General features: G+C 66.8%; 17 protein-coding genes and 1 pseudogene. 16 read left to right on the forward strand and 2 right to left on the reverse strand.

From position 1 onward, the window contains the following. Nucleotides 1–133: 133 nt before the first annotated feature. From GAK28_RS15560 to thrC, 5 genes are all read left to right on the forward strand, one after another. A complete protein-coding gene (locus tag GAK28_RS15560) occupies nucleotides 134–2,053 on the forward strand; it encodes a nucleotide pyrophosphatase/phosphodiesterase family protein (RefSeq protein ID WP_291781066.1) in 1,920 nt (639 codons plus the stop codon). A gap of 104 nt (nucleotides 2,054–2,157) precedes the next feature. Beyond that, nucleotides 2,158–4,149 carry a bifunctional 2',3'-cyclic-nucleotide 2'-phosphodiesterase/3'-nucleotidase gene (locus tag GAK28_RS15565; RefSeq protein WP_291781069.1) on the forward strand — a complete coding sequence of 664 codons (1,992 nt, stop codon included), beginning with the start codon at nucleotides 2,158–2,160 and terminating at the stop codon, nucleotides 4,147–4,149. Nucleotides 4,150–4,919: 770 nt separating this feature from the next. Then, nucleotides 4,920–6,014 (forward strand): homoserine dehydrogenase, encoded by a 1,095-nt coding sequence (locus GAK28_RS15570; protein WP_291781194.1) that lies wholly within the window; start codon nucleotides 4,920–4,922, stop codon nucleotides 6,012–6,014. Continuing rightward, on the forward strand, nucleotides 6,008–6,958 hold the full coding sequence (locus GAK28_RS15575) for a homoserine kinase (RefSeq protein ID WP_291781072.1): 951 nt from the start codon (nucleotides 6,008–6,010) through the stop codon (nucleotides 6,956–6,958). The genes GAK28_RS15570 and GAK28_RS15575 overlap by 7 nt, the downstream gene beginning before the upstream one ends. A 2-nt stretch (nucleotides 6,959–6,960) precedes the next feature. Beyond that, nucleotides 6,961–8,238: a threonine synthase gene (gene thrC, locus GAK28_RS15580; protein WP_291781074.1), complete on the forward strand. Its 1,278-nt coding sequence runs from the start codon at nucleotides 6,961–6,963 to the stop codon at nucleotides 8,236–8,238. A 9-nt stretch (nucleotides 8,239–8,247) separates the two neighbouring features. On the opposite strand, the gene GAK28_RS15585 is transcribed toward thrC, so the two are convergent. Further along, the gene (locus GAK28_RS15585) at nucleotides 8,248–9,549 is read right to left on the reverse strand and encodes an OprD family outer membrane porin (protein ID WP_291781076.1); all 1,302 of its coding nucleotides are present in this window, start codon (nucleotides 9,547–9,549) and stop codon (nucleotides 8,248–8,250) included. A 539-nt stretch (nucleotides 9,550–10,088) separates the two neighbouring features. On the opposite strand from GAK28_RS15585, the pseudogene GAK28_RS15590 reads away from it, so the two are divergent. The 10 genes and pseudogenes from GAK28_RS15590 to GAK28_RS15635 form a co-directional block, all read left to right on the forward strand. Further along, nucleotides 10,089–11,312: pseudogene (locus GAK28_RS15590) on the forward strand (2-isopropylmalate synthase); the annotation flags it as partial. 12 nt (nucleotides 11,313–11,324) lie between these two features. Next, nucleotides 11,325–12,272: a branched-chain amino acid transaminase gene (locus tag GAK28_RS15595; protein WP_291781079.1), complete on the forward strand. Its 948-nt coding sequence runs from the start codon at nucleotides 11,325–11,327 to the stop codon at nucleotides 12,270–12,272. Beyond that, nucleotides 12,269–13,684: a 3-isopropylmalate dehydratase large subunit gene (gene leuC, locus GAK28_RS15600; RefSeq protein WP_291781081.1), complete on the forward strand. Its 1,416-nt coding sequence runs from the start codon at nucleotides 12,269–12,271 to the stop codon at nucleotides 13,682–13,684. Before GAK28_RS15595 ends, leuC begins: the two co-directional genes overlap by 4 nt. Then, nucleotides 13,681–14,277, forward strand: coding sequence for a 3-isopropylmalate dehydratase small subunit (leuD, locus tag GAK28_RS15605; RefSeq protein ID WP_291781083.1), 597 nt, complete (start codon nucleotides 13,681–13,683; stop codon nucleotides 14,275–14,277). Before leuC ends, leuD begins: the two co-directional genes overlap by 4 nt. After that, a complete protein-coding gene (leuB, locus tag GAK28_RS15610) occupies nucleotides 14,274–15,338 on the forward strand; it encodes a 3-isopropylmalate dehydrogenase (protein ID WP_291781086.1) in 1,065 nt (354 codons plus the stop codon). The genes leuD and leuB overlap by 4 nt, the downstream gene beginning before the upstream one ends. Nucleotides 15,339–15,364: 26 nt before the next feature. Continuing rightward, nucleotides 15,365–17,095: a dihydroxy-acid dehydratase gene (gene ilvD / locus GAK28_RS15615; RefSeq protein ID WP_291781197.1), complete on the forward strand. Its 1,731-nt coding sequence runs from the start codon at nucleotides 15,365–15,367 to the stop codon at nucleotides 17,093–17,095. 77 nt (nucleotides 17,096–17,172) lie between these two features. Beyond that, complete coding sequence (ilvC, locus tag GAK28_RS15620) at nucleotides 17,173–18,192, forward strand: ketol-acid reductoisomerase (protein ID WP_291781088.1); 1,020 nt, start codon at nucleotides 17,173–17,175, stop codon at nucleotides 18,190–18,192. Between the two features lie 167 nt (nucleotides 18,193–18,359). Then, entirely contained in the window at nucleotides 18,360–20,153 is a 1,794-nt protein-coding gene (gene ilvB, locus GAK28_RS15625) for a biosynthetic-type acetolactate synthase large subunit (protein WP_291781200.1), read from the forward strand. A gap of 2 nt (nucleotides 20,154–20,155) precedes the next feature. Beyond that, complete coding sequence (gene ilvN / locus GAK28_RS15630; RefSeq protein ID WP_291781091.1) at nucleotides 20,156–20,638, forward strand: acetolactate synthase small subunit; 483 nt, start codon at nucleotides 20,156–20,158, stop codon at nucleotides 20,636–20,638. Between the two features lie 221 nt (nucleotides 20,639–20,859). Further along, nucleotides 20,860–22,482: a hypothetical protein gene (locus GAK28_RS15635; RefSeq protein ID WP_291781094.1), complete on the forward strand. Its 1,623-nt coding sequence runs from the start codon at nucleotides 20,860–20,862 to the stop codon at nucleotides 22,480–22,482. Nucleotides 22,483–22,551: 69 nt separating this feature from the next. Here GAK28_RS15635 and GAK28_RS15640 read toward each other — a convergent pair whose 3' ends face one another. Continuing rightward, a complete protein-coding gene (locus GAK28_RS15640) occupies nucleotides 22,552–23,151 on the reverse strand; it encodes a short chain dehydrogenase (protein ID WP_291781097.1) in 600 nt (199 codons plus the stop codon). A 50-nt stretch (nucleotides 23,152–23,201) separates the two neighbouring features. On the opposite strand from GAK28_RS15640, the gene GAK28_RS15645 reads away from it, so the two are divergent. Continuing rightward, nucleotides 23,202–24,128: an AraC family transcriptional regulator gene (locus GAK28_RS15645; RefSeq protein WP_291781100.1), complete on the forward strand. Its 927-nt coding sequence runs from the start codon at nucleotides 23,202–23,204 to the stop codon at nucleotides 24,126–24,128. The last annotated feature ends 114 nt before the right edge of the window (nucleotides 24,129–24,242 follow it).

Consider the following 24,242-nt stretch of genomic DNA (forward strand, 5'->3'; position numbering starts at 1 on the left):
TTTTTTACGATTCCATGATTTTCGACGATTTAGATCGTTCGTATCGCAATTTGTCGGAATGTACGCGTCCACGAATTGCAACATGGGGTCCGCACCATGGCAGGCTTTTGACACCCTGGGGAATCCATCGTCCATGCGCCGCCTCGCCCGACTCGCCGTCCTGCTCCTTTCGACGCTCGCCGCCGAAGCCCACGCCCATCGCGTGATCGTGTTCGTGTGGGACGGCATGCGGCCCGATGCCATCAGCGAGGAGGACACCCCGAACCTGGCGGCGCTGGCGAAGCGCGGCACCTTCTTCGCGGACAACCACGCCACCTACCCCACCTTCACCATGATCAACGCGTCGAGCTTCGCCACCGGTTCGTTCCCGGGGACGATCGGCTTCTTCGGCAACCGCTTCTGGGTGCCGGGCGCGAAAGGATTCGATGCGAAGGGGGCGCCCAGCGACTACGCGGCGCCGATCTATACCGAAGACTATGCGGTGTTGCGCGCCCTGGATGACCATTACCACCACGACCTGCTCCAGGCGCCGACCCTGCTCGAACGCGCCCGCAAGGCCGGGCTGAAGACGGCGGTGATCGGCAAGTCCGGGCCGGCCTTCCTCCAGGATATCCACGAGGGCGGCACCATCCTGGACGAGAACGTGGCCCTGCCCCTGGCCTTTGCGAAGAAGCTGGCCAAGGCCGGCTTCCCGCTGCCGGCCAACACGGTGCATGCGTACGACCCGGACCATTTCCAGCTCGAACCCGACAACGGCACGCCGACTGCCCAGCTTCCGCTGGTGACGTTGAAGGACGGCGCCACCTCCGATGCCTCCGACGGTGCCGGCGCGCCGCCCACCGCCTCGAATGCTTACCTGATGGACGCCTTCCTGTCCTATGTGCTGCCCGTGGAGAAGCCCGACCTCAGCTTCGTCTGGCTGCGCAACCCGGACTCCACCGAACACCTCTACGGCGTGGGCTCGCCGAACTTCCACCTGGCCTTGCAGGCGCAGGACGCCCTGCTGGGCAAGCTGGAGGCGAAGCTGAAGGAACTGGGCATGGATGCGGACACCGACCTGGTGATCGTCTCCGACCATGCGCACAGCAATGTCTCCGGCCCGCTGGACCTGTTCCCGTTGCGGACGATCGGCGATGGGCGGGTCGGTCGCGCCGATGCGGACTGGGGCTATTCGGTGTCCGGTGCGATCCGCCTCGCCGACGAGATGACCCGTGCGGGCTTCAAGGCCTTCGATGGCTTCGGTTGCGTCTATGCGCCGGTGATGTCGGGCTTACGTGCTGATGGATCGCAGATCCACCCCACCCGCTTCGATGATGATGGTCGGATCTGCGGCAAGCCCGGTGCCTATACAACGCCGTCGTACAAGATACCCACCGACCTGCCGTCGGATGCTTTCGTGATCGCACCGAATGGCGGCAGCGAGTATCTGTACCTGCCGTCGCATGATCGCGCCCGCGTGGTCGAAGCCGTGCGCTTCCTGCAATCGCGCGAAATGTTCGGCGCGATCTTCGTCGATGCGCGTTATGAGCATATCCCCGGGACCTTGCCGTTGTCGACGGTGCGCCTGGAGAACAAGCGCTCGCCCGACATCATCGCCAGCTACGACTTCGACGCCGAGGCTACCGTGCAGGGATTCAAGGGCACGGTGTACACCAGCATGTCGAACGAACGCGGCATGCATGGCAGCTTCAGCCCCGTCGATGTCCACAACACGCTGATCGCCAGCGGACCCGACTTCCGCCAAGGCCTGCGCAGCGAACTGCCCAGCGGCAACGTCGACCTCGCGCCGACGCTGGCGTCGGTGCTGAAACTGGACCTCGGCAAGACGGATGGACGCGTACTGCGCGAAGCGGTGACTGGCCGCGATGGCGCGGGACTCGCCGTGAAGGCCAGCGATATCGTTACCGACAACGCGACCGACCTGAAGGTACTTCGCGTGGATGGCACGCCTATGAATCGCTCCAGCTATCGATTCATCCTCAAGACCAAGCAAGTGCAGGATGCCGGCAAAACCTACACCTACTTCGACCAGGCCAAGGCCGAGCACCTGTAGGAGCGCGCTTGCGCGCGATCGCGCGCAAGCGCGCTCCTACAAGGCACGGATGGCTCATTTCTGCTAGCTTCCGCACCCGAAACCCACGTTACGGACACCTTACGATGTTCAAGCCCCTCGCGATGGCCACGCTCTCGGCCGCCCTGCTCGCCGCATGCGCCAGCACGCCCACGGCCAAGACCGCCAAGCCGGCCACGCTGACCGACGGCGCCACGCTCGACCTCGCCATCCTCGAGACGACCGACGTCCATTCGAACATCCTGTCGTACGACTACTACAAGCAGAAGGAAGACCCGAGCTTCGGCTACGAGCGCGTTGCGACGCTGATCCGCAACGCACGCAAGGAATTCCCGAACACCGTGCTGTTCGATAGCGGCGACACCATCCAGGGCAGCGTGCTGGCCGACTACCAGGCGCTGGTGAAGCCGGTGGGCTGCGACACCGAGCTGGGTATTTACAAGGCGATGGACGCGATCGGCTACGACGGCGGTACCGCCGGCAACCACGAATTCAACTACGGCCTGCCCTTCCTCGCGCAGGTCACCAACACGGCGATGAACGTCGATGGCGTGACGCCGCACCAGTGCGCGGGTCCGAAGTTCCCGCTGGTGCTGTCCAATGTGTACAGCGCGCGCGACGGCAAGCCCATCTTCAAGCCGTGGACCATCGTCACCAAGACGGTGAACGTGAAGACCGCGTCCGGCCAGACCGTGCCGACCGAATTGAAGATCGGCATCATCGGCTTCACGCCGCCGCCAATCATGGACTGGGACAAGCGCAACCTCGCGGGCAAGGTCACCGTGGACGGCGTGGTCGAAGCCGCGCAGAAGTACATGCCCGAAGTGCAGGCGCAGCATCCGGATCTCGTCGTGGCGATCCTTCACGGTGGCCTGAACACCGCCCCGTATACGCCGCAGATGGAAAACGGTGGCTGGTACCTTGCCGGCGTGCCGGGTATCGATGCGCTGTTGCTGGGTCATTCGCATACCGAATTCCCGGGGCCCCGCTTCGCCGACATGAAGGAGGTCGACATCACGCGTGGCCTCGTACGTGGTGTGCCGGCCGTGATGGGCGGTTTCTTCGGCAAGGACCTTGGCGTCATCAACATGACGCTCAAGCGCGAAGGCGGTCGCTGGGTGGTGCAGAAGGACCTCAGCCACAGTGAAGTGCGCCCCATCTGCGTGAAGAAGGGCCAGTGCGTCGACGCCGACCCGACGATCGCACCGCTGGTGCAGGAAGCGCACGAAGCCGCCATCGCCTACGTCAACACGCCGATCGGCGCCGTGGACCACGACCTGTCTAGCTACTTCGCCGACCAGGGCAACATGACCGCCATCGCGGTGGTGAACGCGGCGCAGATCGACTATGCGCGTGAAGAACTGTCGCGTTCGCGTCCGGACCTGAAGGACGTGCCGATCCTGTCGACCGCGTCGGCGTTCCGTAACGGCTTCGGTGGTCCGGATGATTTCACCGACGTGCCGAAGGGTCCGCTGACGATCCGTAGCGCGTCCGATCTTTATTTCTATCCGAACACGCTCGCCGCGGTGAAGGTCGACGGTACCGCGCTGAAGGCATGGCTGGAGAAGTCCGCCACGCGCTTCAACCAGATCGATCCGTCGAAGGACGGCGAGCAGGGTCTGCTGGGCAAGATGCCCGGCTACAACTTCGACCAGATGCAGGGTGGCATCACCTACACCATCGACATCTCGAAGCCGGAAGGCCAGCGCATCGTCAACCTGCGCTACAAGGGCAAGCCGGTGAAGGATGGCCAGGCGTTCATCGTGGTCACCAACAACTACCGCGCCAACGGTGGTGGTGACTTCCCCGGCATGGGCGGCGATTCGGTCGTGCTGAACGCGCCGGACGGCAACCGCGAGGTCGTCATCAAGTGGGTGCAGGCGCACAAGACCCTCACCCGTAAGGACGTGGACGGCCGTTCCTGGCACTTCGCGCCGTTGAAGACCAAGGGTCCGGTCACCTTCACCTCCGCGGCGGGCAAGGAAGACGTGGCGAAGTCGCTCGGCCTGGCCATCCACCAGCTGCGCGACAACGGCGACGGCACGGCCGTGTACGCGATCGACCTGTCGAAGAAGTAAGCCAGCCGATTCAGCGCCCTGTCTGTCTGACGACCGGGGCGCTGGGTTCCTGTTTTCACAGGAACGACGAGGCTGGGAGACCGTCGTTCCTGCGAACGCTGGAACCCAGCGCGAGGCCATCGGTTGTCGCCTCGCGGCCTCCTACGCAAAAGCCGATGCGACGCCCTCGCCATGCTGGCGAACCGGGGCGCTGGGTTCCTGTTTTCACAGGAACGACGAGGCTGCGAGGCCGTCGTTCCAGCGAACGCTGGAACCCAGCGCGAGGCCATCGGTTGTCGCCTCGCGGCCTCCTACGCAAAAGCCGATGCGACGCCCTCGCCATGCTGGCAAACCGGGGCGCTGGGTTCCTGTTTTCACAGGAACGACGAGGCTGGGAGACCGTCGTTCCAGCGAACGCTGGAACCCAGTGCGGGGCAATCGGTTGTCGCGAAGCCCTCTTGACACACCGCACAAAACGGGCATACCGTCGGCACCATGTATCCCAACTCGCCAGCGCTGACTTCCCGAACGGCCGTCCATACGGCCGGCGCGCTTGCGTCCATCACCACCACCGCGACTACGACCATTACCATGGTCGGAGGATCGGAGATCGCGCGCGCTTAAGTTCCTTGTCGCTGCCGGCCCCGACCTCCCGCAGGACGGGACGGGCGCCGGAGAACCCAAGGCAACCACCCCATCCTGATGCGAACGAAGGGCCTCAACTGGAGGCTTTACTCGTGTCCATCGCCAACGCCTTACCCCATCCACCCCTGCGTGCCGCGCCCTTGCGCATGCCCGCGGGCCCCCTCGTTGTCGATATCGGCCTGATCGGGCCCGGCAAGGTAGGCAGCGCGCTGCTCACCCAGCTACGACTCGCCGCGCCACGCCTGTTGCGCGACTGCAACCTCCAGCTGCATCTGCGGGCCGTCAGCGACAGCCGGCACATGTGGCTGGATTGCGACGACGACGCCCTCAACAGCCGCATCCATGGCGCGCAGACCTGGCGCCCCACCTCGCTCAACGAATTCGCCGCCTACGTGGCCGGCCGTGGCGACCATGTGGCCGTGCTGGCCGATTGCAGCGCCAGCGACGCGGTGGCCGAGCACTACGCGGGCTGGTTGGGCGCGGGCATTCATGTCGTCACCCCGAACAAACGCGCCGCCAGCGGCCCGCTCGAACGCTGGCGCCGAATTGCCCAGGCCTCGGACGCCAGCGGCGCGCGCCTGCACTACGAAGGCACCGTCGGTGCCGGCCTGCCGGTGGTGCAGACCCTGCGCGACCTGATCGACACCGGCGACGAACTACTTTCGGTCGAAGGCATGCTCTCCGGCACGCTGGCCTGGCTGTTCAACCGTTTCGACGGCTCGCAGCCCTTCTCGACCCTCGTCCGCCAGGCCCACGAGATGGGCTACACCGAGCCGGATCCGCGCGACGACCTCTCCGGCGTGGACGTGGCGCGCAAGCTGGTGATCCTTTCGCGCGAAGCCGGCCTGCCGCTGTCGCTGGAAGATGTCGAGATCCGCAGCCTTATCCCCGCCTCCCTGGCCGACTGCGACCGCGACGAGTTCATGGAACGCCTGGACGAACTGGACACGCCGATGGCCGCACTGCTGACCGAGGCACGCACGAACGGCGGGGTGCTACGCCATGTGGCGCGGTTGCGCGAAGGCCGCGCCAGCGTTGGCGTGCAGGCCCTTCCGGCTGACCATCCCTTTGCCCATGCCCGCCTGACGGACAACGTGGTGCGGTTCGCGACCCGCCGATACTGCGACAATGCGCTGGTCGTACAGGGGCCGGGTGCCGGTCCCGAGGTCACGGCTGCGGCGGTCTTCACCGACCTGCTGCGCGTGGCCGGCGCCATGGGAGTAAAACGATGCGCATGCTGAACGAATCTTCCCCGCCCCAGGCCCACGCGGATGTCGCGCAGGCCGAGGCTTACGCCAGTGTCGGCAATGTCGGCATCGGCTTCGATATCCTGGGTCATTGCGTGGCCGGCGCGGGCGATCGCGCCGAAGTGCGCCGTATTCCCGAGCGCGAGGTGCGCATCGCAGGCATCCATGGCGTGATCACCGACCTGCCGCGAGAGGCCGCCGCCAACACCGCCGGTGCCGCGCTGCTTTCGATGCGCCAAGCGCTGGACCTGCCCTTCGGTTTCGAGATCACGCTGCACAAGGGCATTGCCCTGGGTTCCGGCATGGGCGGATCCGCCGCCTCCTGCGTGGCCGCCGTCGTGGCCGCGAACGCCCTGCTCGACGAACCGCTTTCCCGCGAGGCGCTTTACCCCTTCGCCCTCGATGGCGAGGTAGTCGCCAGCGGCAGCCGCCATGGCGACAACCTCGGTCCCATGCTGCTCGGCGGCCTGGTGCTGTCCACCGACACCCGCCTCGTCCGCGTGCCGGTGCCCGCCGAATGGCATTGCGCCCTGGTCCATCCCCACGTGGTGCTGGAAACGCGCAAGGCGCGCGCCGCCCTCGCGGGACATTACGCACTGGGCGAGTTCGTGGCGCAGAGCGCCAATCTCGCGCTGGTGCTTGCCGGCTGCTACCGCGGCGAGGCCGCGCTGGTTCGCGAAGGACTGTCCGACGTGCTCGTGGAACCGCGCCGCGCGCCGCTCATCCCCGGATTCGCACGGGTGAAGCAGGCCGCGCTGGATCACGGCGCGATGGGCGCCAGCATCTCCGGCGCTGGCCCCAGCGTGTTCGGCTGGTTCGAGGATCGCGCCTCGGCGGAAGCCGCCGCGAAGGCCATGCGTGGCGCTTTCGCCGACGAAGGCCATGCGGCCGACGTGCTCGTGGCCCCTGTCGACGGCCCTGCCGCCCGGGTGGTGTGAACATGCGCTTCGTCAGCACGCGCGGCGGTGCCGCGCCGGCCACCCTGTCCCAGGCGATCGCCGCCGGTCTCGCACCGGATGGCGGACTCTATGTTCCCGAATCCATGCCCAAGGTGGGCCACCTGCCCCGCGACGGCTACCTCGCCACCACCGCGTCGCGCATGCTCGCGCCGTTCTTCGCGGGCGACCCGCTCGCGAGCGAACTGGACGCCATCTGCGCCGAAGCGTTCGTGGCACCGGCCCCGCGTCGCGAACTGCGCATCAAGGGTGCCCACCTGCTCGAACTGTTCCATGGCCCCACCGCCGCGTTCAAGGACTTCGGCGCCCGCTTCCTCGCAGCCTGCCTGGGTCGCCTTCGTCGCGACGAGGCACGTCCGCTTACGATCCTCGTCGCCACCTCGGGCGATACCGGCGCCGCCGTCGGTGCCGCGTTCCATGAGATGCCCGGCGTGCGCGTGGCGATCCTGTACCCGGACAACCGCGTCTCCCCGCGCCAGGCCCACCAACTGGGCAGCTTCGGCGGCAACGTGCGCGCGCTGCGCGTGGAAGGCACCTTCGACGACTGCCAGCGCCTGGTAAAGGGCGCGCTCGGCGACCCGGCCTTGCAGGCCGACGTGCCGATGTCGTCGGCGAACAGCATCAGCCTCGGCCGCCTGCTGCCGCAGATGGCCTACTTCGGCCACGCCGCCTTGCAGGCGACGCAGCCGATGAACACCATCATCCCCACCGGCAACCTCGGTAACGCCGTGGCCTGCCTATGGGCCAGGGCCATCGGCTTGCCGATCGGCGAGGTCGTGTTCGCCTGCAACGCCAACGAGACGTTGCCGGAGTTCTACGCCGGGCAGCCGTACCGGGCACGCGACGCGGTGGCGACCATCGCCAACGCCATGGATGTCGGCGCGCCGAGCAACTTCGAGCGCCTGCGCCACCTGTTCGGCGACGAGGATGCCGCGCGGCGGCAGGGTCGGGCCGAACGTGTGGACGATGCCCAGATTCGCGACACCATCCGTCGCCATGCCGCCAACGATGGCGAAGTGTTCTGCCCGCATACCGCCACGGCCATCCACGTGTTCGAGCGCCTGCGCTTCGAGGACCCTACGAAGGACTGGACCATGGCTTCGACCGCCCACCCGGCGAAGTTCGACACCATCGTGGAACCGCTGGTCGGCCGACGCGTGGAGGTGCCCGACGCGTTGGCGGTCATGCTCGCCCGCAGCGCCAGCGCCGAAGCGATGGCGGCGGACGGACGGATCTTCGCGGACTGGCTGCGAGGCTGGTAACCCGGCGGATCAGAAGCGGTAGGAAATCATCAGGCGGTTGTAGGTCCACGGCAGGTTGCCGGGATTGAGGCCGTTGCTGCCGCCGACGGTCCGCTCCCAGCGGTTGCGTACCTGGAGGCCCTTCACCCAGCGGTCGAGCTTCCAGATCACGTCCACATAGAGATCGTGGCTACGACCGCGCGAGCGGGTGTCGTACTGCGCATAGGCGGCGGCCAACTGGAGCTGGCCATCGAAGAAGCCGTAGCCGGCGCGGGCCTTCCAGGCCCGTCCGGGGCCTTGCTCTACCAAGCCCCGAAGCATCGAGGTAGTGAACAGCGGATCGGTGGCGTAGCCGTTGGTGTAGGGCGAGATCACCGCGCCGCCACCCACCGCGCCGTTCTGGCTGCCCACCCGGTTGTAGGACAAGCCGACGGTGGCCTGGCCGATCTTCGCGCCGGCGTCGAGGCCCCAGGCTCGCGCGTCGATGCGATCGCCGGCCAGGCCATTGACCCGTGTGGCGTTCTCGACCAGCACATTGTTGGCGCCCCCGGTCTGGCGCAGGACCTGAGCGCCGACGAAGGGCGTGATGCCGCTGTCGGTGGCGAAGGTATAGGTGGCGTCCGCGTAACCCATCCGACCGAACCCGCCAAAACCGTAGTACCAGGCGCGGGCCTTCAGGCCGCCGGAGGCGTAGGTGCTACCCAGCGCCGTGGTCCCGCCTGCCGCCCGGGCGTCGGCGGGCAACGTGCCGTTCTGTCCGAACATGGTGTCGCCGCGCCAGTGCGAGGGGTAGTAGACGTTGTCGGCCAGGAAGCCATCGGAGGTACGGCTCTTCCAGCGGAGCGTGCGGATGGCCTGGACGTTCCAGCCCGGAGCGACCTCCACGATGACATTGAGTGCCCGGTAGGAGGCCGGGATCACCCGCGAGTCGGACGGGCCCATCCAGGGGGTGTCGAGGTACTGGTCACCGGCACGCACGGTGACCCCGCGACCCGCGTATTCGGCATAGACCTGCGAGAAACCACTCAGCGATGACCCCTGGGCCATCAGCGAGGCGTCGATCCGGGTGTGTGGATCGGCCCGGGTACCGAGGGACTGCGCCGAGAACCCCGTGGCCGCGAGACGGAAGCCGCCGACGCTGCCGCTCTTCACCGTGAACAGGCCAGCCAGCGACCAAGCGCGCTCGTCATGGGCGTTGGCGGTATCGAAGACACGATCGAAGCGATACAGGCGAAGCTCGCCGTCAAAACGGGCATCGCGGATGAAATCCTCGGCCTGGGCTCCGCCCGCCGCGCAGGCCAGCGCCATGGCAAGGGACGCTCGGCGACGCATCAGCGCAGCCTTCCCTGATCGTTCGGTGTCGACACCATCGACGCTCGCTCCGTGACAGAAAAAAGACAGCCACGGTAGCACGAATCGCCAAACGGCCAGCCGTTGGCACGCCCGTGTCGCAGCCATTCCGATGCCGATTCCGGGTGGACGCGCGTGCCACTCGCCGCCTATCGATATGAGACATGGATCACAGGCCGTTCAGGACGTGGGCGTCTAGCCGTCCAAACGAAATAAAAAAAGTTTCCTCGGAAAGTGTTGACACGCCCGCACGACATCGCATACGATCGACTGCATGACGCAGCGCAATATCCATGGCCGCTTTGCCCTCGACCTCCTTACGGCGGTAACGGGCAAGCTGCGTCTCGGCGGCGGCCTCCTTCTTATTAGCCTTGTACTTATTACCTGCGGAGGTGCGGGCTGAGGGCAAGTGTCCAGGTGAACTAAACAAATACCTGAAGACTCCCAAAGAACCCCGCACCCGGTAACGGATGCGGGGTTTTTTATTGCCCGGCCCGCCTCACACACGAGCGGAGCCAGACATGAATCCAGCACACCAGGGCAGCACCGACACCGCCGACAGCGACGTAGGCGGACGCGTGCGCATTTTCGACACCACCTTGCGCGACGGCGAGCAGGCCCCCGGCTTCTCGATGGACCGTCGTGCAAAACTGCGAATGGCGCACGCCCTGGAAGAACTGGGCGTCGACATCATCGAGGCCGGCTTTCCGCAGGCCTCACCCGACGATTTCGCCGCCGTGGCGGAGATCGCGAGGACGTTGAAAACGCCTACGATCGCCGCGCTGGCCAGGTGTCAGGCGGGTGACATCGACAGCGCGGGCAAGGCACTGGAAGGCGCGCGACATTCACGGATACACCTGTTCCTCTCAACCTCTCCCCTGCATCGCGAACACAAGCTGGGGAAAAGCAAGCAAGAAGTGATCGACATCGCCGCAACGGCGATCCAGCGTGCGAAAGCCCTGGCACACGAAGTCGAATTCTCCGCCGAAGACGCCATGCGCACGGAACCGGAGTACCTCGCCGAGATCTTCTCGGTCGCCGTGGAAGCCGGCGCCACCACCCTCAACGCACCCGACACCGTCGGTTACGTCACCCCCAACGAAATCTTCGACATGTTCACCTACCTGCGCGCGAACGTCCGCGGCGCGGACAAGGTGGTGTTTTCGTCGCATTGCCACGACGACCTCGGCATGGCCGTGGCGAACAGCCTCGCTGCCGTCGCGGCGGGCGCACGCCAGGTGGAGTGCACGATCAACGGCATCGGCGAACGCGCCGGCAATGCCGCGCTGGAAGAGATCGTGATGGCCATCCACACGCGCAAGCCGTTGTTCCGCGTGGATACCGGCATCGTTACCCGGCACCTGTTCCCCACTTCGCGTCTGCTGGCCGAGGTCACGGGACAGCGCGTGCCGCGCAACAAGGCCGTGGTCGGCGACAACGCGTTCGCGCATGAGTCGGGCATCCACCAGCACGGCATGCTCAAGCATCGCGGCACGTACGAAATCATGACGCCGCAGGACGTGGGCGCAAAGACCTCGCTCGTCCTCGGCAAGCATTCCGGCAAGCATGCCCTGCGCCAGCGCCTGTCCGAACTGGACTACCAGCTCGACGACGCCACGCTCGCCACCGTCTTCGAACGCTTCAAGGTGCTGGCCGATCGCCAGCGCAATGTCACTAACGACGATCTCGTGGCGCTGATGAGCGCCTACGACGACGAAACCCAGGCCGCTGTCGCGGTCCAGTCCTAAGGAGGATCCATGGAAGCCCCGTCCCATCTCTGGCACAACGGCCGCATCAAGGCCTGGGCGGAAGCCACCGTCCACGTGGGCGCACACGCGCTGCACTACGGATCCTCGGTGTTCGAAGGCGTGCGCGTGTACGCCACGCCCGACGGCCCGCGCTATTTCCGCCTCGAAGACCACACCGAGCGCCTGTTCCACTCGGCGCGGGTGTACGACCTGCCGATGCCCTACGACGCCGCCACGATCAACCGCGCGTGTCGCGAGGTGATCCGCGCGAACGGATTGCAGTCGGCCTATGTGCGCCCCATCGTCCTGCGCAGCGGCTTCACCTTTAGCATCGCACCGCCGGCCGAGACCGCGGTGGACGTCGCCGTGATCGCGCTGCCCTGGGGCGCCTACCACGGCGCCGACGCACTGGAGAAAGGCGTGGATGTCTGCGTGTCGTCGTGGAATCGCGCGGCGCCGAATACCTATCCCAGCGGCGCGAAGGCCGGTGGCAATTACCTCAACAGCCAGCTCATCGCACGCGAAGCGGCCAACGGCGGTTACGCCGAGGGCATCGCGCTGGGCACCGACGGACTGCTCAGCGAGGGCGCCGGCGAAAACCTGTTCGTGGTGCGCAAGGGCACCATCTACACGCCGCCGGCCGCGTCGGCCATCCTCTGCGGCATCACCCGTGACACCGTGCTGACGCTCGCCCGCCAGCGTGGCTACGACGTGGTGGAACAGTCGCTGCCGCGCGAGATGCTGTATTTCGCCGACGAAGTCTTCATGACCGGTACCGCCGCCGAACTGACCGCCGTGCGCTCGGTGGATCGCAAGCCGGTGGGCAACGGTCGCCCGGGTCCCATCACGCGACAGTTGCAGGCGGATTTCTTCGGCCTGTTCGATGGCCGCACGGAAGACCTCTGGGGCTGGCTGACGCCTGTCGAAGAGCAGGCCGAAGGGAGGGTCGCCGCATGAGCGCGCGCACCCTGTTCGACAAGCTGTGGGATGCCCACCAGGTGAAGGCGGAGACCGCCTCGACGCCGGGCGTGCTCTACATCGACCTGCACCTGGTGCACGAGGTGACCTCGCCGCAGGCCTTCGACGAGCTGCGTTCGCGCGGCCTCAAGGTCCGCCGCCCGGATCGCACCCTAGCGACGCTGGACCATTCCACGCCGACGTTGCCGCCGGATGCCGATGGCAAGCGTCCGTACTACACGAAGGAAGCCGAAGCACAGGTCGCGAAACTCGAAGCCAACGTGCGCGAGTTCGGTGTCGACCTGATGGGGTGGGACAGCCCGCAGCGCGGCATCGTGCACGTGGCCGGCCCGGAAGTGGGCGCGACGCAGCCCGGCATGACTATCGTCTGCGGTGACAGCCACACCGCCACGCACGGCGCATTCGGCGCGCTGGCGTTCGGCATCGGCACCACCGAAGTCGGCCACGTGCTGGCGACGCAGTGTCTGCTCCAGCGCAAGCCGAAGTCGTTGGCGATCCACGTGGACGGCGCCTTGCAAACGGGCGTCACCGCGAAGGACCTGATCCTGCACATCATCGGCACGATCGGCATCGGCGGCGGTACCGGCCATGTGATCGAGTACACCGGCGAAGCCGTTCGCGCGCTGTCGATGGAAGAGCGCATGACCGTCTGCAACATGTCGATCGAGGCGGGCGCGCGCGCCGGCCTGATCGCGCCCGACGAGACCACCTTCGCCTGGCTGAAGGGTCGCGAGCGCGCCCCGAAGGGCGAGGCCTGGGACCGCGCCGTCGCCCAGTGGCGCACGCTGCCCACCGACGAGGGCGCACGCTACGACCGCGAAGTGCGCATCGACGCCTCGACGATCCAGCCGTCGGTCACCTACGGCACGCATCCGGGCATGGTGGTGCCGATCCACGCACCGGTGCCTGCCGCCGCCGACGCCGTCGAGCAACGCGCGCTCGACTATATGAAGGTCTCCGCCGGCAAGCCCATGACGGGTGAAGCCGTCGATGTCGTATTCATCGGCAGCTGCACCAACGGCCGCTTGTCCGACCTGCGCGCAGCGGCCGGCATCCTGCGTGGCCGCCGTGTCGCCGATGGCGTACGCATGCTGGTCGTGCCGGGTTCCGAGCAAGTGCGTCGCGACGCGGAGCACGAAGGCCTGCACGAGGTATTCCGTGCCGCCGGCGCCGAATGGCGCGAGCCGGGCTGCTCGATGTGCATCGCCATGAATGGCGACCTGGCCCAGCCGGGACAGCTCGTCGTCGCCACCAGCAACCGCAACTTCGAGGGACGCCAGGGCAAGGGCGCGCGCACCGTGCTCGCCAGCCCGCTCGTGGCCGCCGCCTCCGCCGTGGCCGGCCGCGTCGCCGACCCGCGCGAGTACATGACCCAGGAAGCCGCCGCATGAGCCAGACCAGCCAGCCGCTCACCTACGTGCATTCGCGCACCGCGGTGCTGCGCAACGAAAACATCGACACCGACCGGATCATCCCGGCGCGCTTCCTCACCACCACCGAGCGCACGGGCCTGGGCAAGCACTGCTTCGAGGACTGGCGCTATGCCGCCGACGGCAGCGACGACCCGGCCTTCCCGCTCAACCAGCCGGCTGCGCGGGGTTGCTCGATCCTGGTCGCCGGACACAACTTCGGCTGTGGCTCCTCGCGCGAACACGCACCGTGGGCGCTGCTCGACTACGGCATCAAGGCGGTGATCTCCAGCGAGATCGCGGACATCTTCCGCGGCAATTCGCTGAAGAACGGCCTGCTCGCCATCGTGCTGAGCGAGGCCGAGCATCGCTGGCTGCTGGACAACCCCGGCGTGGAACTGCGCATCGACGTGGCCGAAAGCACGATCCGCCTCCCCGATGGCGGCTCGATCCACTTCGAGCTGGATGCGTTCTCCCGCCACTGCCTGCTCAACGGCGTCGACCAGCTGGGCTTCCTGCTCCAGCAGCAGGACGCGATCGCCGCCTACGAAACCCTTACGGAGAAAGCCGCATGAAGGCCAACATCGTCGTATTGCCGGGTGACGGCATCGGCCCCGAAGTGGCCGCCGCCGGCGTCGCCGTGCTGCGCCAGGTAGCCGAGCGCTTCGGCCACGAATTCACCTTCACCGAGCACGCGATCGGCGGCGATGCCATCGACCGCTTCGGCGACCCGCTGCCGCCGGCCACGCGCGACGCGCTGCTAGCCTGCGACGCGATCCTGCTCGGTGCCGTCGGCGGTCCGAAGTGGTCCGACCCGTCGGCCAAGGTCCGCCCGGAACAGGGCCTGCTGGCCATGCGCAAGCTGCTCGGCGTGTTCGCCAACATCCGTCCGCTGAAGCTGCATCCGCGCACCGCCGAGCTGTCGCCGTTGAAGCCGGAACGCACGAAGGGCGTGGACCTGGTGTTCGTCCGCGAGCTGACCGGCGGCATCTACTTCGGCGCGAAGACGCGTAGTGAGGACGACGCCACCGACGAATGCCGCTACAGCGTGGCCGAGGTCGAGCGCGTGGTGCGCCATGCGTTCGAGCTGGCCCGTTCGCGCAAGAAGAAGGTGACCTCGGTGGACAAGGCCAACGTGCTGGAGACCTCGCGCCTGTGGCGCTCGGTCGCCACGCGCGTCGCTGCCGACTACCCGGACGTGGAGCTGGAACACCAGCTGGTCGACTCGATGGCGATGCACCTGCTGACCCGTCCGGCCGACTACGACGTGATCGTCACCGAGAACATGTTCGGCGACATCCTCACCGACGAGGCCTCGGTGCTGGCCGGTTCGCTGGGCCTGTCGCCGTCGGCGTCGGTCGGCGGACCGGGTGCCGGCGTCTACGAGCCCATCCATGGTTCCGCGCCGGACATCGCCGGACAGGCGCTCGCCAATCCGCTGGGCACAATCCTCTCGGCCGCGATGCTACTGCGCCACTCGCTGGGTCTTTCCGACGAAGCCGAGACGATCGAAGCCGCCGTCGAAGACGTGCTCTCGCAAGCCAACCTCACCCGCGACCTAGGCGGCACGGCCACCACGCATGCCGTGACCCGTGCCGTCCTGGACGCTGTCCAAGCCAAAGCGGAGGCAGCATGAACACCCGCAAGATCCCGGTGCGCACGCTGCGCAGCGATGCCATCAAGACCGGTCCCGACCGCGCTCCCGCACGCGCCATGCTGCGCGCCACCGGCCTCGACGACGAGGCCATCGCCCGGCCGATGGTCGCCATCGTGCACAGCTGGTCGAACGTCTCGCCGTGCAACCTCAACCTGCGCGAACTCGCCGAGGCCGCCGCGGAAGGCGTGCGCGCGGCGGGCGGCACGCCGGTGGAATTCAACACCATCGCCGTGACCGACGGCATCGCCATGGGCACCTCGGGCATGCGCTCGTCGCTGGTCAGCCGCGAGCTGATCGCCGATTCCATCGAATTGGCGGTGGACGGCCACTGCCTCGATGCGATGGTGGTGCTGTGCGGTTGCGACAAGACGATCCCCGCCGCCGCCATGGCGCTGGCCCGTCTCGATATCCCCGGTGTCGCCCTGTACGGCGGCAGCATCGACCACGGCAGCCACAACGGTTGCCCGATCACGGTGCAGGAAGTGTTCGAAGCCGTCGGCGCGCATGGCGCGGGCAAGATCACCGACGCCGAGCTGGACGACGTGGAGCGCCATGCCTGTCCGGGTGCCGGTGCCTGCGGCGGTCAATTCACCGCAAACACGATGGCGATGGTGCTGACCACGCTGGGTCTGTCGCCGGTCGGCTTGAACGACATCCCCGCCACGGCGAAGGACAAGCGTGCCGCTGCCTTCCGCTGCGGCGAACTGGCGATGGAGTGCCTGGACGCCAACCGTCGCCCGCGCGACGTGATGACCCGCACCGCCTTCGACAACGCCGCGCGCATGGTCGCCGCCACCGCCGGCTCGACGAACGCCGTGCTGCACCTGCTGGCGATCGCCAACGAAGCCCGCGTGCCGATGTCCATCGAAGACTTCGAGCCGGCCTCCGCGCATACGCCGGTCATCGCCGATCTGAAACCCGGTGGTCGCTACAGCGCCGTGGAACTGACCGCTGCCGGTGGCACCGCCGTCGTCGCGCGCGAACTGCGCAAGGCCGGCATGCTGAAGGACACGCCGACGGTCACCGGCCGCACGTTGTTCGCCGAACTGGACGCCGCGCCGGAAGCGACCGAAGGCCAGCAGGTGGTCCGTCCGGTCAGCGCGCCGCTGAAGCCGCGCGGCGGTTACAGCATCCTGTACGGCAACCTCGCTCCCGAAGGCTGCATCCTCAAGCTGGCCGGTCACGGCCGCACGAGCCATGCCGGTCCGGCGCGCGTGTTCGAGAGCGAGGAAGACGCCTTCAACGCCGTGCAGGCCGGCCGCATCCGCGCCGGCGATGTCGTCGTGATCCGCAACGAAGGCCCTGCGGGCGGCCCAGGCATGCGCGAGATGTTGGCGGTGACCGCCGCCCTCGTCGGACGTGGCCTCGGCAACGATGTGGCGCTGATCACCGATGGTCGTTTCAGCGGCGCCACGCACGGCTTCATGGTCGGCCACATCGCACCGGAAGCGGCGCGCGGCGGCCCGATCGGACTGATCCGCGAAGGCGACGCGATCTTCATCGACGCCTCGTCGCGCGAACTGCGCACCGATGCCGATCTCGCCACGCGTCGCGCCGGGTGGCGCGCCCAACCGCCGAAGGTGACGCGTGGCGTACTGGCCAAGTACGCGCGCCTCGTCGGCTCCGCCGCCGAAGGTGCGGTCACGCAGGCCTTCGACGATGTCGCCGCGACCGCGTCGCGCGTGCGTCGTGAGATCGAGGATGAGGATTTGACGCAGGAATTGATTGGTAACTGACCTTTTGTAGGAGCGCGCTTGCGCGCGATCGCGCGCAAGCGCGCTCCTACACCACCCTTTTTATCGAGGAGACACCCATGACCGACAAGCAAGCCACCACCGCTCCGCTCCAGAACGCCCGCATCGCCGTGCTCGGTTACGGCAGCCAGGGTCGTGCCCACGCACTGAACCTGAAGGACTCCGGCCTCGACGTCGTCGTGGGCCTGCGTCCCGGCGGCCCGTCCTGGCACAAGGCCTATGTCGATGGCTTCGCCGTCGCCGAGCCGGCCGAGGCCGTGCGCAACGCCGACCTGATCGCCGTGCTGACGCCCGACATGACCCAGCCGGGCATCTACAAGGACGCCATCGAAGCGAACATCAAGCCGGGCGCCACGCTGCTCTTCGCACACGGTTTCAATGTGCACTTCGGCCAGATCCAGCCGCGCAAGGACATCGACGTGGTGCTGGTCGCGCCGAAGGGTCCGGGTGCGCTGGTCCGTCGCGAGTATGAAATCGGCCGCGGCGTGCCCTGCCTGTACGCCGTGCATCAGGACGCGACCGGCCACGCGTCGGAGCGTGCCCAGGCCTACGCCGCCGGCATCGGTGGCGCCCGCGCCATGCTGATCGAAACCGACTTCAAGGAAGAGACCGAGACCGACCTGTTCGGCGAGCAGGCCGTGCTGTGCGGCGGCGCCTCCGAGCTGGTGATCAAGGGCTTCGAGACCCTGGTCGAAGCCGGTTATCGCCCGGAGATCGCCTATTACGAAGTGATGCACGAGCTGAAGCTGATCGTGGACCTGTTCTACGAAGGCGGCCTCGCCCGCATGCTGGAATTCATCTCCGAGACCGCCCAGTACGGCGACTACACGCGCGGCCCGCGCGTCGTCGACGACAGCACCAAGGAGCGTATGAAGGCCGTGCTCAAGGACATCCAGGACGGCACCTTCGCCCGCGAATGGACGGCCGAATACCAGGCCGGTCTGCCCAACTACAAGGCCTTCAAGCAGCGCGACCTGGAGCATCCGATCGAGAAGGTGGGCGCCCAGCTGCGCGCGCGCATGCCGTGGCTGTCCGCCAACCAGCCCAAGCCGGCCGAGGAATCCGCCAAGACCGCCTGAGGCCACCGTTGCCGGAACGCGTCCTCCACTCGCCAGCGCCTCCCCCTCTTGCGGGGAGGACGCGTTCCGCATTCAACGCATAAGGAACCCATCCCGTGAACGCGCAACTGGATACCGTCGGCGATAGCCGTCGCGCCACCTCGAACCATCCCCTGGCCGGTCGCTCCATGAGCGGCGCGGACGTCGTCGTGCAGGTGCTTGCCGACGAGGGACTCGACGTACTCTTCGGTTACTCCGGCGGCGCCATCCTTCCCGTTTACGACGCGCTGTTTCGCTACAACACGGAACACCCGCGCGACGACGGCGGCGAAGCGCTTCCCCTGATCGTTCCCGCCAACGAACAAGGCGCATGTTTCATGGCCGCCGGCTACGCGCGTGCGTCCGGACGCGTGGGCGTGGCGGTGGTCACCTCGGGCCCCGGCGCCACCAATGCGGTGACGCCGGTGCGCGACTCCATGGCCGACTCCATCCCCATGGTGGTGATCTGCGGCCAGGTGCCGACGGGTGCCATCGGCACCGACGCGTTCCAGGAAGCGCCGATCAGCACGATCATGGGTGCTTGCGCGAAGCATGTGTTCCTGGTCACCGATGCCTCCACGCTCGAAGCCACGCTGCGCACGGCTTTTCAGATCGCGCGCAGCGGACGGCCGGGCCCCGTGGTGATCGACATCCCCAAGGACGTGCAGAACGCCGCGATGAGTTTCCACGGCGCGCACGAGCTGCCGGTGCGCGGCTACCGTTCCCGGCTGCATGCCGTGCAGTCGGCCACCATCGACAACGACGCCTGCGCGGCGTTGTTCGCTGCCCTGGGTCGGGCCGAGCGCCCTCTCATCTATGCCGGTGGCGGCATCATCGCCGCCGAGGCGGCCGAGGCCTTGCGCGACTTCGCGCACGCGTTCCGCATCCCCGTGGTCACCACGCTCATGGGCATCGGCGGCTTCGACACCACCGATCCGCTGGCGCTGCACATGCTGGGCATGCACGGCGCGGCGTATGCCAACTACGCGATGGAAGACTGCGATTTCGTGTTCGCCCTGGGCGCGCGCTTCGACGATCGCGTCGTGGGCGTGCCAGCCAAGTTCGCGCCGAAGGCGCGCACCATCGCGCAGATCGATATCGATCCGGCGGAGATCGGCAAGGTCAAATCCGTGCACTGGCATCATGTCGGTTCGCTCGACGTGTCGCTGCGCCGCCTGACCGCCTATGGTCGGCAGCATGGCTTCGGGCCCGACTATGCGCCGTGGCATGCGCATGTCGCCGCGCTGAAGGCCAGCCATCCCATGAATTTTTGCCGCGAGAGCGAGCACATCCAGCCGTGTGCCGTCATCGAGGCGATCAACCGCATCACCGATGGCCGCGCCATCATCAGCACGGGCGTGGGCCAGCACCAGATGTGGGCCGCGCAATACTTCGACTTCCGCGAGCCGCGCCGCTGGCTCACCTCCGGCTCCATGGGCACGATGGGCTTCGGCCTGCCGGCCGCCATCGGTGCGCAGTTCGCACGGCGTGACCTGACGGTGATCGACATCGACGGCGATGCCAGCATCCGCATGAACATCGGCGAGATGGAAACCGTCACCACCTACGGCCTGCCGGTGAAGGTGGTGGTGCTGAACAACAGCGGCGACGGCATGGTCCGCCAGTGGCAAAAGCTGTTCTTCAAGGGACGCTTTTCCGCCACCGACAAGAGCCTGCACAAGAAGGATTTCGTCCGTGCCGCGCAGGCGGACGGCTTCGAGTGGGCGCGTCGGCTGGAAGACCCCGCCCAACTGGACGCCACGATCGCCGCATTGCTGGCCTTCGACGGCCCAGCCTTCCTTGAGGTGGTGATCGATCCGGACGCGGGCGTCTATCCGATGGTGGGCCCTGGCGCCACGTACGCCGAGATGATCACGGGCGACTGGATTCCCAGCCGCGACGCTCCCATGGCCCGCGAGGCCGAACCCACAGGGATGTTCTGACGATGCGCCACCTGATTTCCATGTTGCTCCAGAACGAGGCCGGCGCGCTCGCACGCGTCGCCGGACTGTTCGCCTCGCGCGGCTACAACATCGAATCGCTGACCGTCGCCGCCACGCACGACGACGAAGTATCCCGCCTCACGCTCACCGTGTACGGCGACGACGCCACGGTGGAGCAGGTCGTGAAGCAGTCGGCCAAGCTGGTGGACGTGATCGAGATTGCCGAACTTACCCGCCGGGAGCATCTGGAGCGGGAGCTTTCGGTGGTCCGTGTGGAAGCTGAGGCTCCGGTGCTGGACGCCTATCTTTCGCGAGCGGGTGGACGCTTGCTCGAACGCACGGGCGGCCATGCGGTGGTCGAGTACACAGGACGCACCGACGAAGTCGACGGCTTCATCGATGGCTTGCGCGAGGTGGGGGCCATCGCGGATCAGGCGCGCAGTGGCGTGGCGGCGGTCGAGAGGGCTTCGGCGGTGTCAGGCTGAGGTTTCTCCATCGCGGACACGGTCCGCTCCCACCCCTTCGGTAGTGCGCTTGCTACCAGAGGGGTGAGAGCGGACCGTGTCCGCGATCGTCGATACCTCGACATGCCAGCATTGCGCACGCAAACGAAACCAACACGCGTTCGCCTGGAATCGTGGCCTATGCCGCGTTACCTTGCGATCGACCGCATCATCATGCGCATCCCGAACAGAGGATGACCGTCATGTTGAAGCGCAAACTGCTTGCTCTGCTCGCCACCAGTCTCTTCGCTGGTGGCGCCCTCGCCCAGAACGTGGACACGAGCACCATGAACGACCACGTGTTCGCCGCCTACCAGGGCTGGTTCCATTGCCCGGGCGACCCTGGCGACAACAGCAACTGGTTCCACTGGTCGTATATCTCCCAGATCGTGCCGGACGCGAAAATGATCAGCGTCCCCACCTATCCGATCCTCGACGAATACCCCGCCGAATCGCGCTGCCCCGTGCCGGGCCTGACGATCAATGGCCAGCAGGCTTACGTGTTCACCTCGCTCGCGCTGGGCACGGCCGAAACCCACTTCCGCTGGATGCGTGAGTACGGCATCGACGGCGCGATGCTCCAGCGCTTCCTCGGCTCGGTGGATTCGTACTACCAGGAAAACGACATCGTGCTCCAGCACGCGTTCCAGGCAGCGAAGGACAACGGCCGCAGCATCATGATCGAGTACGACATGAGCGGCAATTTCAACGACACCCACACGCAGGCGGATGAGGACGCGATCTTCAACAAGATCACCTCGGACTGGACACACCTGGTGAACGACCTGCACGTGCTCGACAACCCGGTGTACCAGAAACACAACGGCAAGCCCGTGGTGAGCCTGTGGGGCATGGGGCGTCCCGCCGACGAACTGTGGGGCGTGAAGCCCGCGCTGGCGAATCGTGTCATCGACTGGTTCAAGAACACCGCCAACGTCACCGTGATCGGCGGCGTGAGCCCGTTCTGGATGGAGCTTCCCGAGTGGAAGGACATCCTCGCCAAGCTCGACGTGATCCAGCCGTGGAACGTGGGCGCCTACGGCGGCGACAGCGACCTGCCCTGGCAGTTGCAGAACCGCATCAAGCCGCAGCTCGCCGCCACCCAGGCGGCTGGCCAGTTGTACATGCCGACGGTGTTCCCAGCCTCGTCGGGTCGCGACCAGAACAACGGCAACAAAGCCGTCGAAGGCGGCGCCTCGCTGGGCGGTGCATTCTTCTGGCACCAGGCCTTCGACGATCGCAGTGCCGGCGTGCGCACGATCAAGATCGCCATGTTCGACGAACTCGGCGAAGGGACCTCGCTGCTGAAGACCTCCGCGAACGCGTCCGAGACGCCGTCGCAGATGAACTGGATCAGCCTGGACGTCGATGGCTTCCGCCTGCCGCACGACTGGAACCTGCGTATCTCGCACGAGGTGGCGGCGCTGTACCACGGCGTGCCGGGTTACACCCGCGACACGCCGAGCGACCCAGGCCCGTTCGATACCTCGATCCCCGAATGCGGCGTGCTGGCACCGAACCAGCAGGTGACCGTGTCGCTGCCCGTGGTGTCGTGCGACGGCCATACCAGCCTGCACCAGGAGGCCGACGGCAGCGCGGGCCTGTATCGCGATGGCGTGCGTACCGGCACCGTGGGCACCACCGGTGGCACGCAGGGCACCCTGATCATGCAGGGCGACGGCAACTTCGTGAGCTACGGCAGCGACGGCAAGCCGTTGTGGGCGACGAGCACCGAGAACCATGCTGGCGCGTACCTGTACGTGCGCAACGATGGCGGCGTGCAGGTGATCTACCAGGGTGCGCCGATCTGGAGTCAGGCACACTGATCATCGCGGATACGATCCGCTCCCACACCTTCGGCAGCCAGGCTGTCGAACGAGTGGGAGCGGAGCGTGTTACCAGATCTTGTAGACCTGCCCGGTCTGACGGCCTTCCACGCTGCGCGAGAAGGCCTGTGCGGCGCGGGCGGCGGTGACCGGCTCGAAGCCGCGGAAGAACGGGCCGTAGCTGTCCATCGCCTCGGTCAACACGGTGGGGCTCACGACGTTGATGCGCAAGCCGCGCGGCAGTTCGATGGCGGCGGCGCGGACGTAGGCTTCCACCGCGCCATTGACCATGCTCGCGCAGGCACCGGCGAGGATCGGCTGCTCGGTGAGGATGCCGGTGATGAGGGTGAACGAGCCGCCGTCGCGAAGGCGCGACGTGCCCGCCACGACGAGACGCACCTGGCCGAGCAGCTTGTCCTGCAGGCCTTCCAGGTACTGGGCCTCGCCCAGCTCGGCCAGCGGCTTGAACGGCACTTTGCCGGCGGCGCAGATCACGGCGTCCAGGTCGCCCACCTCGCGGTACATCGCCTCGACACTGGCGGCGTCGCGCAGGTCGACACGTACGTCGCCGCTGGAGCGCCCTGCGCGAACGATCTCGTGGCGCTGGCCGAGCTCGGCCGCGACTGCCTGGCCCAGGGTGCCACTGGCACCGACGATAAGGATCTTCATGGGTCTTGGTTCCTTGGTGATTGCCAACCAGAGAGAGTACGCTCGATCGCATGAATCGTCGCGCCGCCCTCTCGCTGCCGCCGCCCATGGCCGATACCTCGGCCCTTGGCCGCGAGCAGGATTTGCAGGGCCTGTCGGACGAACCGACGATCCATTACCTCGACCACGGCTCGCGCAGCCGCCTCATCCGCTGGCACTACCATCCGGCCTACGAGCTGCACCTGATCGTCGCCACCGAAGGCACCGCCTATGTCGGCGACTACACGGGGCGTTTCGCGCCGTACACGCTGATGCTCACCGGACCCAACGTGCCGCACAACTGGGTGACCGACGAGGCCTGCGAACCGGTGGCGCTGCGCGATCGGGTGATCCTGTTCTCCGAGGCCTTCGTACGTCGCTGCATCGACTTCCTTCCCTCGGCGCGGCACGTGCGCTCGCTGCTACTGGATGAAGCCCGCCACGGCATCGGTTTCTCCAGCGAACTGGGGCGTCGACTGGAACCCTACTTCCGGCGCGTCTCCGAACACGGTGGCTTGCGTCGTGTCGCCAGTTTCTTCGAAATGGTGGAGGCCCTGGCGGAAGACGAAACCCGTCGCCCTCTCAGCAGCCGCCCCTTCAAGGCGTCGTCGGATCCGGCCCAGTCGGTGAAGCTGCATCGCGCCGTCACCTATATCGAGCGCCATTACGCCAACGATATCTCGCTGAAGGCGGTGGCCGATCGCCTGTCGATGTCGGAGACCGCGTTCTCGCGGTTCTTTCACCAGCATACGGGCTACCGCTTCATCGACTACGTGAACCAGACACGCATACAGCGCGCCTGCGATCGACTGACCGGTGGTGAAACGCCCATCACCGACATCTGCTACGAGGTCGGCTTCAGCAACCTGTCGAACTTCAATCGCCGCTTCCTGATCCTTACCGGCATGACGCCGCGCGAGTATCGAATGCGTCATCGCGAGTCCGTCGCGCCGACCTGATGCGGCGACGCCGCAGGCCGACGGCGCGAAGTCACGCATTTACATACTTTATTGCCTCAGACCAGGTGTGCTGCATAGCAGCAAAATAGCCGCGCCTGACGACTTCACGTCACA

The organism is Luteibacter sp., assembly GCF_009912395.1.
GTDB lineage: Bacteria > Pseudomonadota > Gammaproteobacteria > Xanthomonadales > Rhodanobacteraceae > Luteibacter.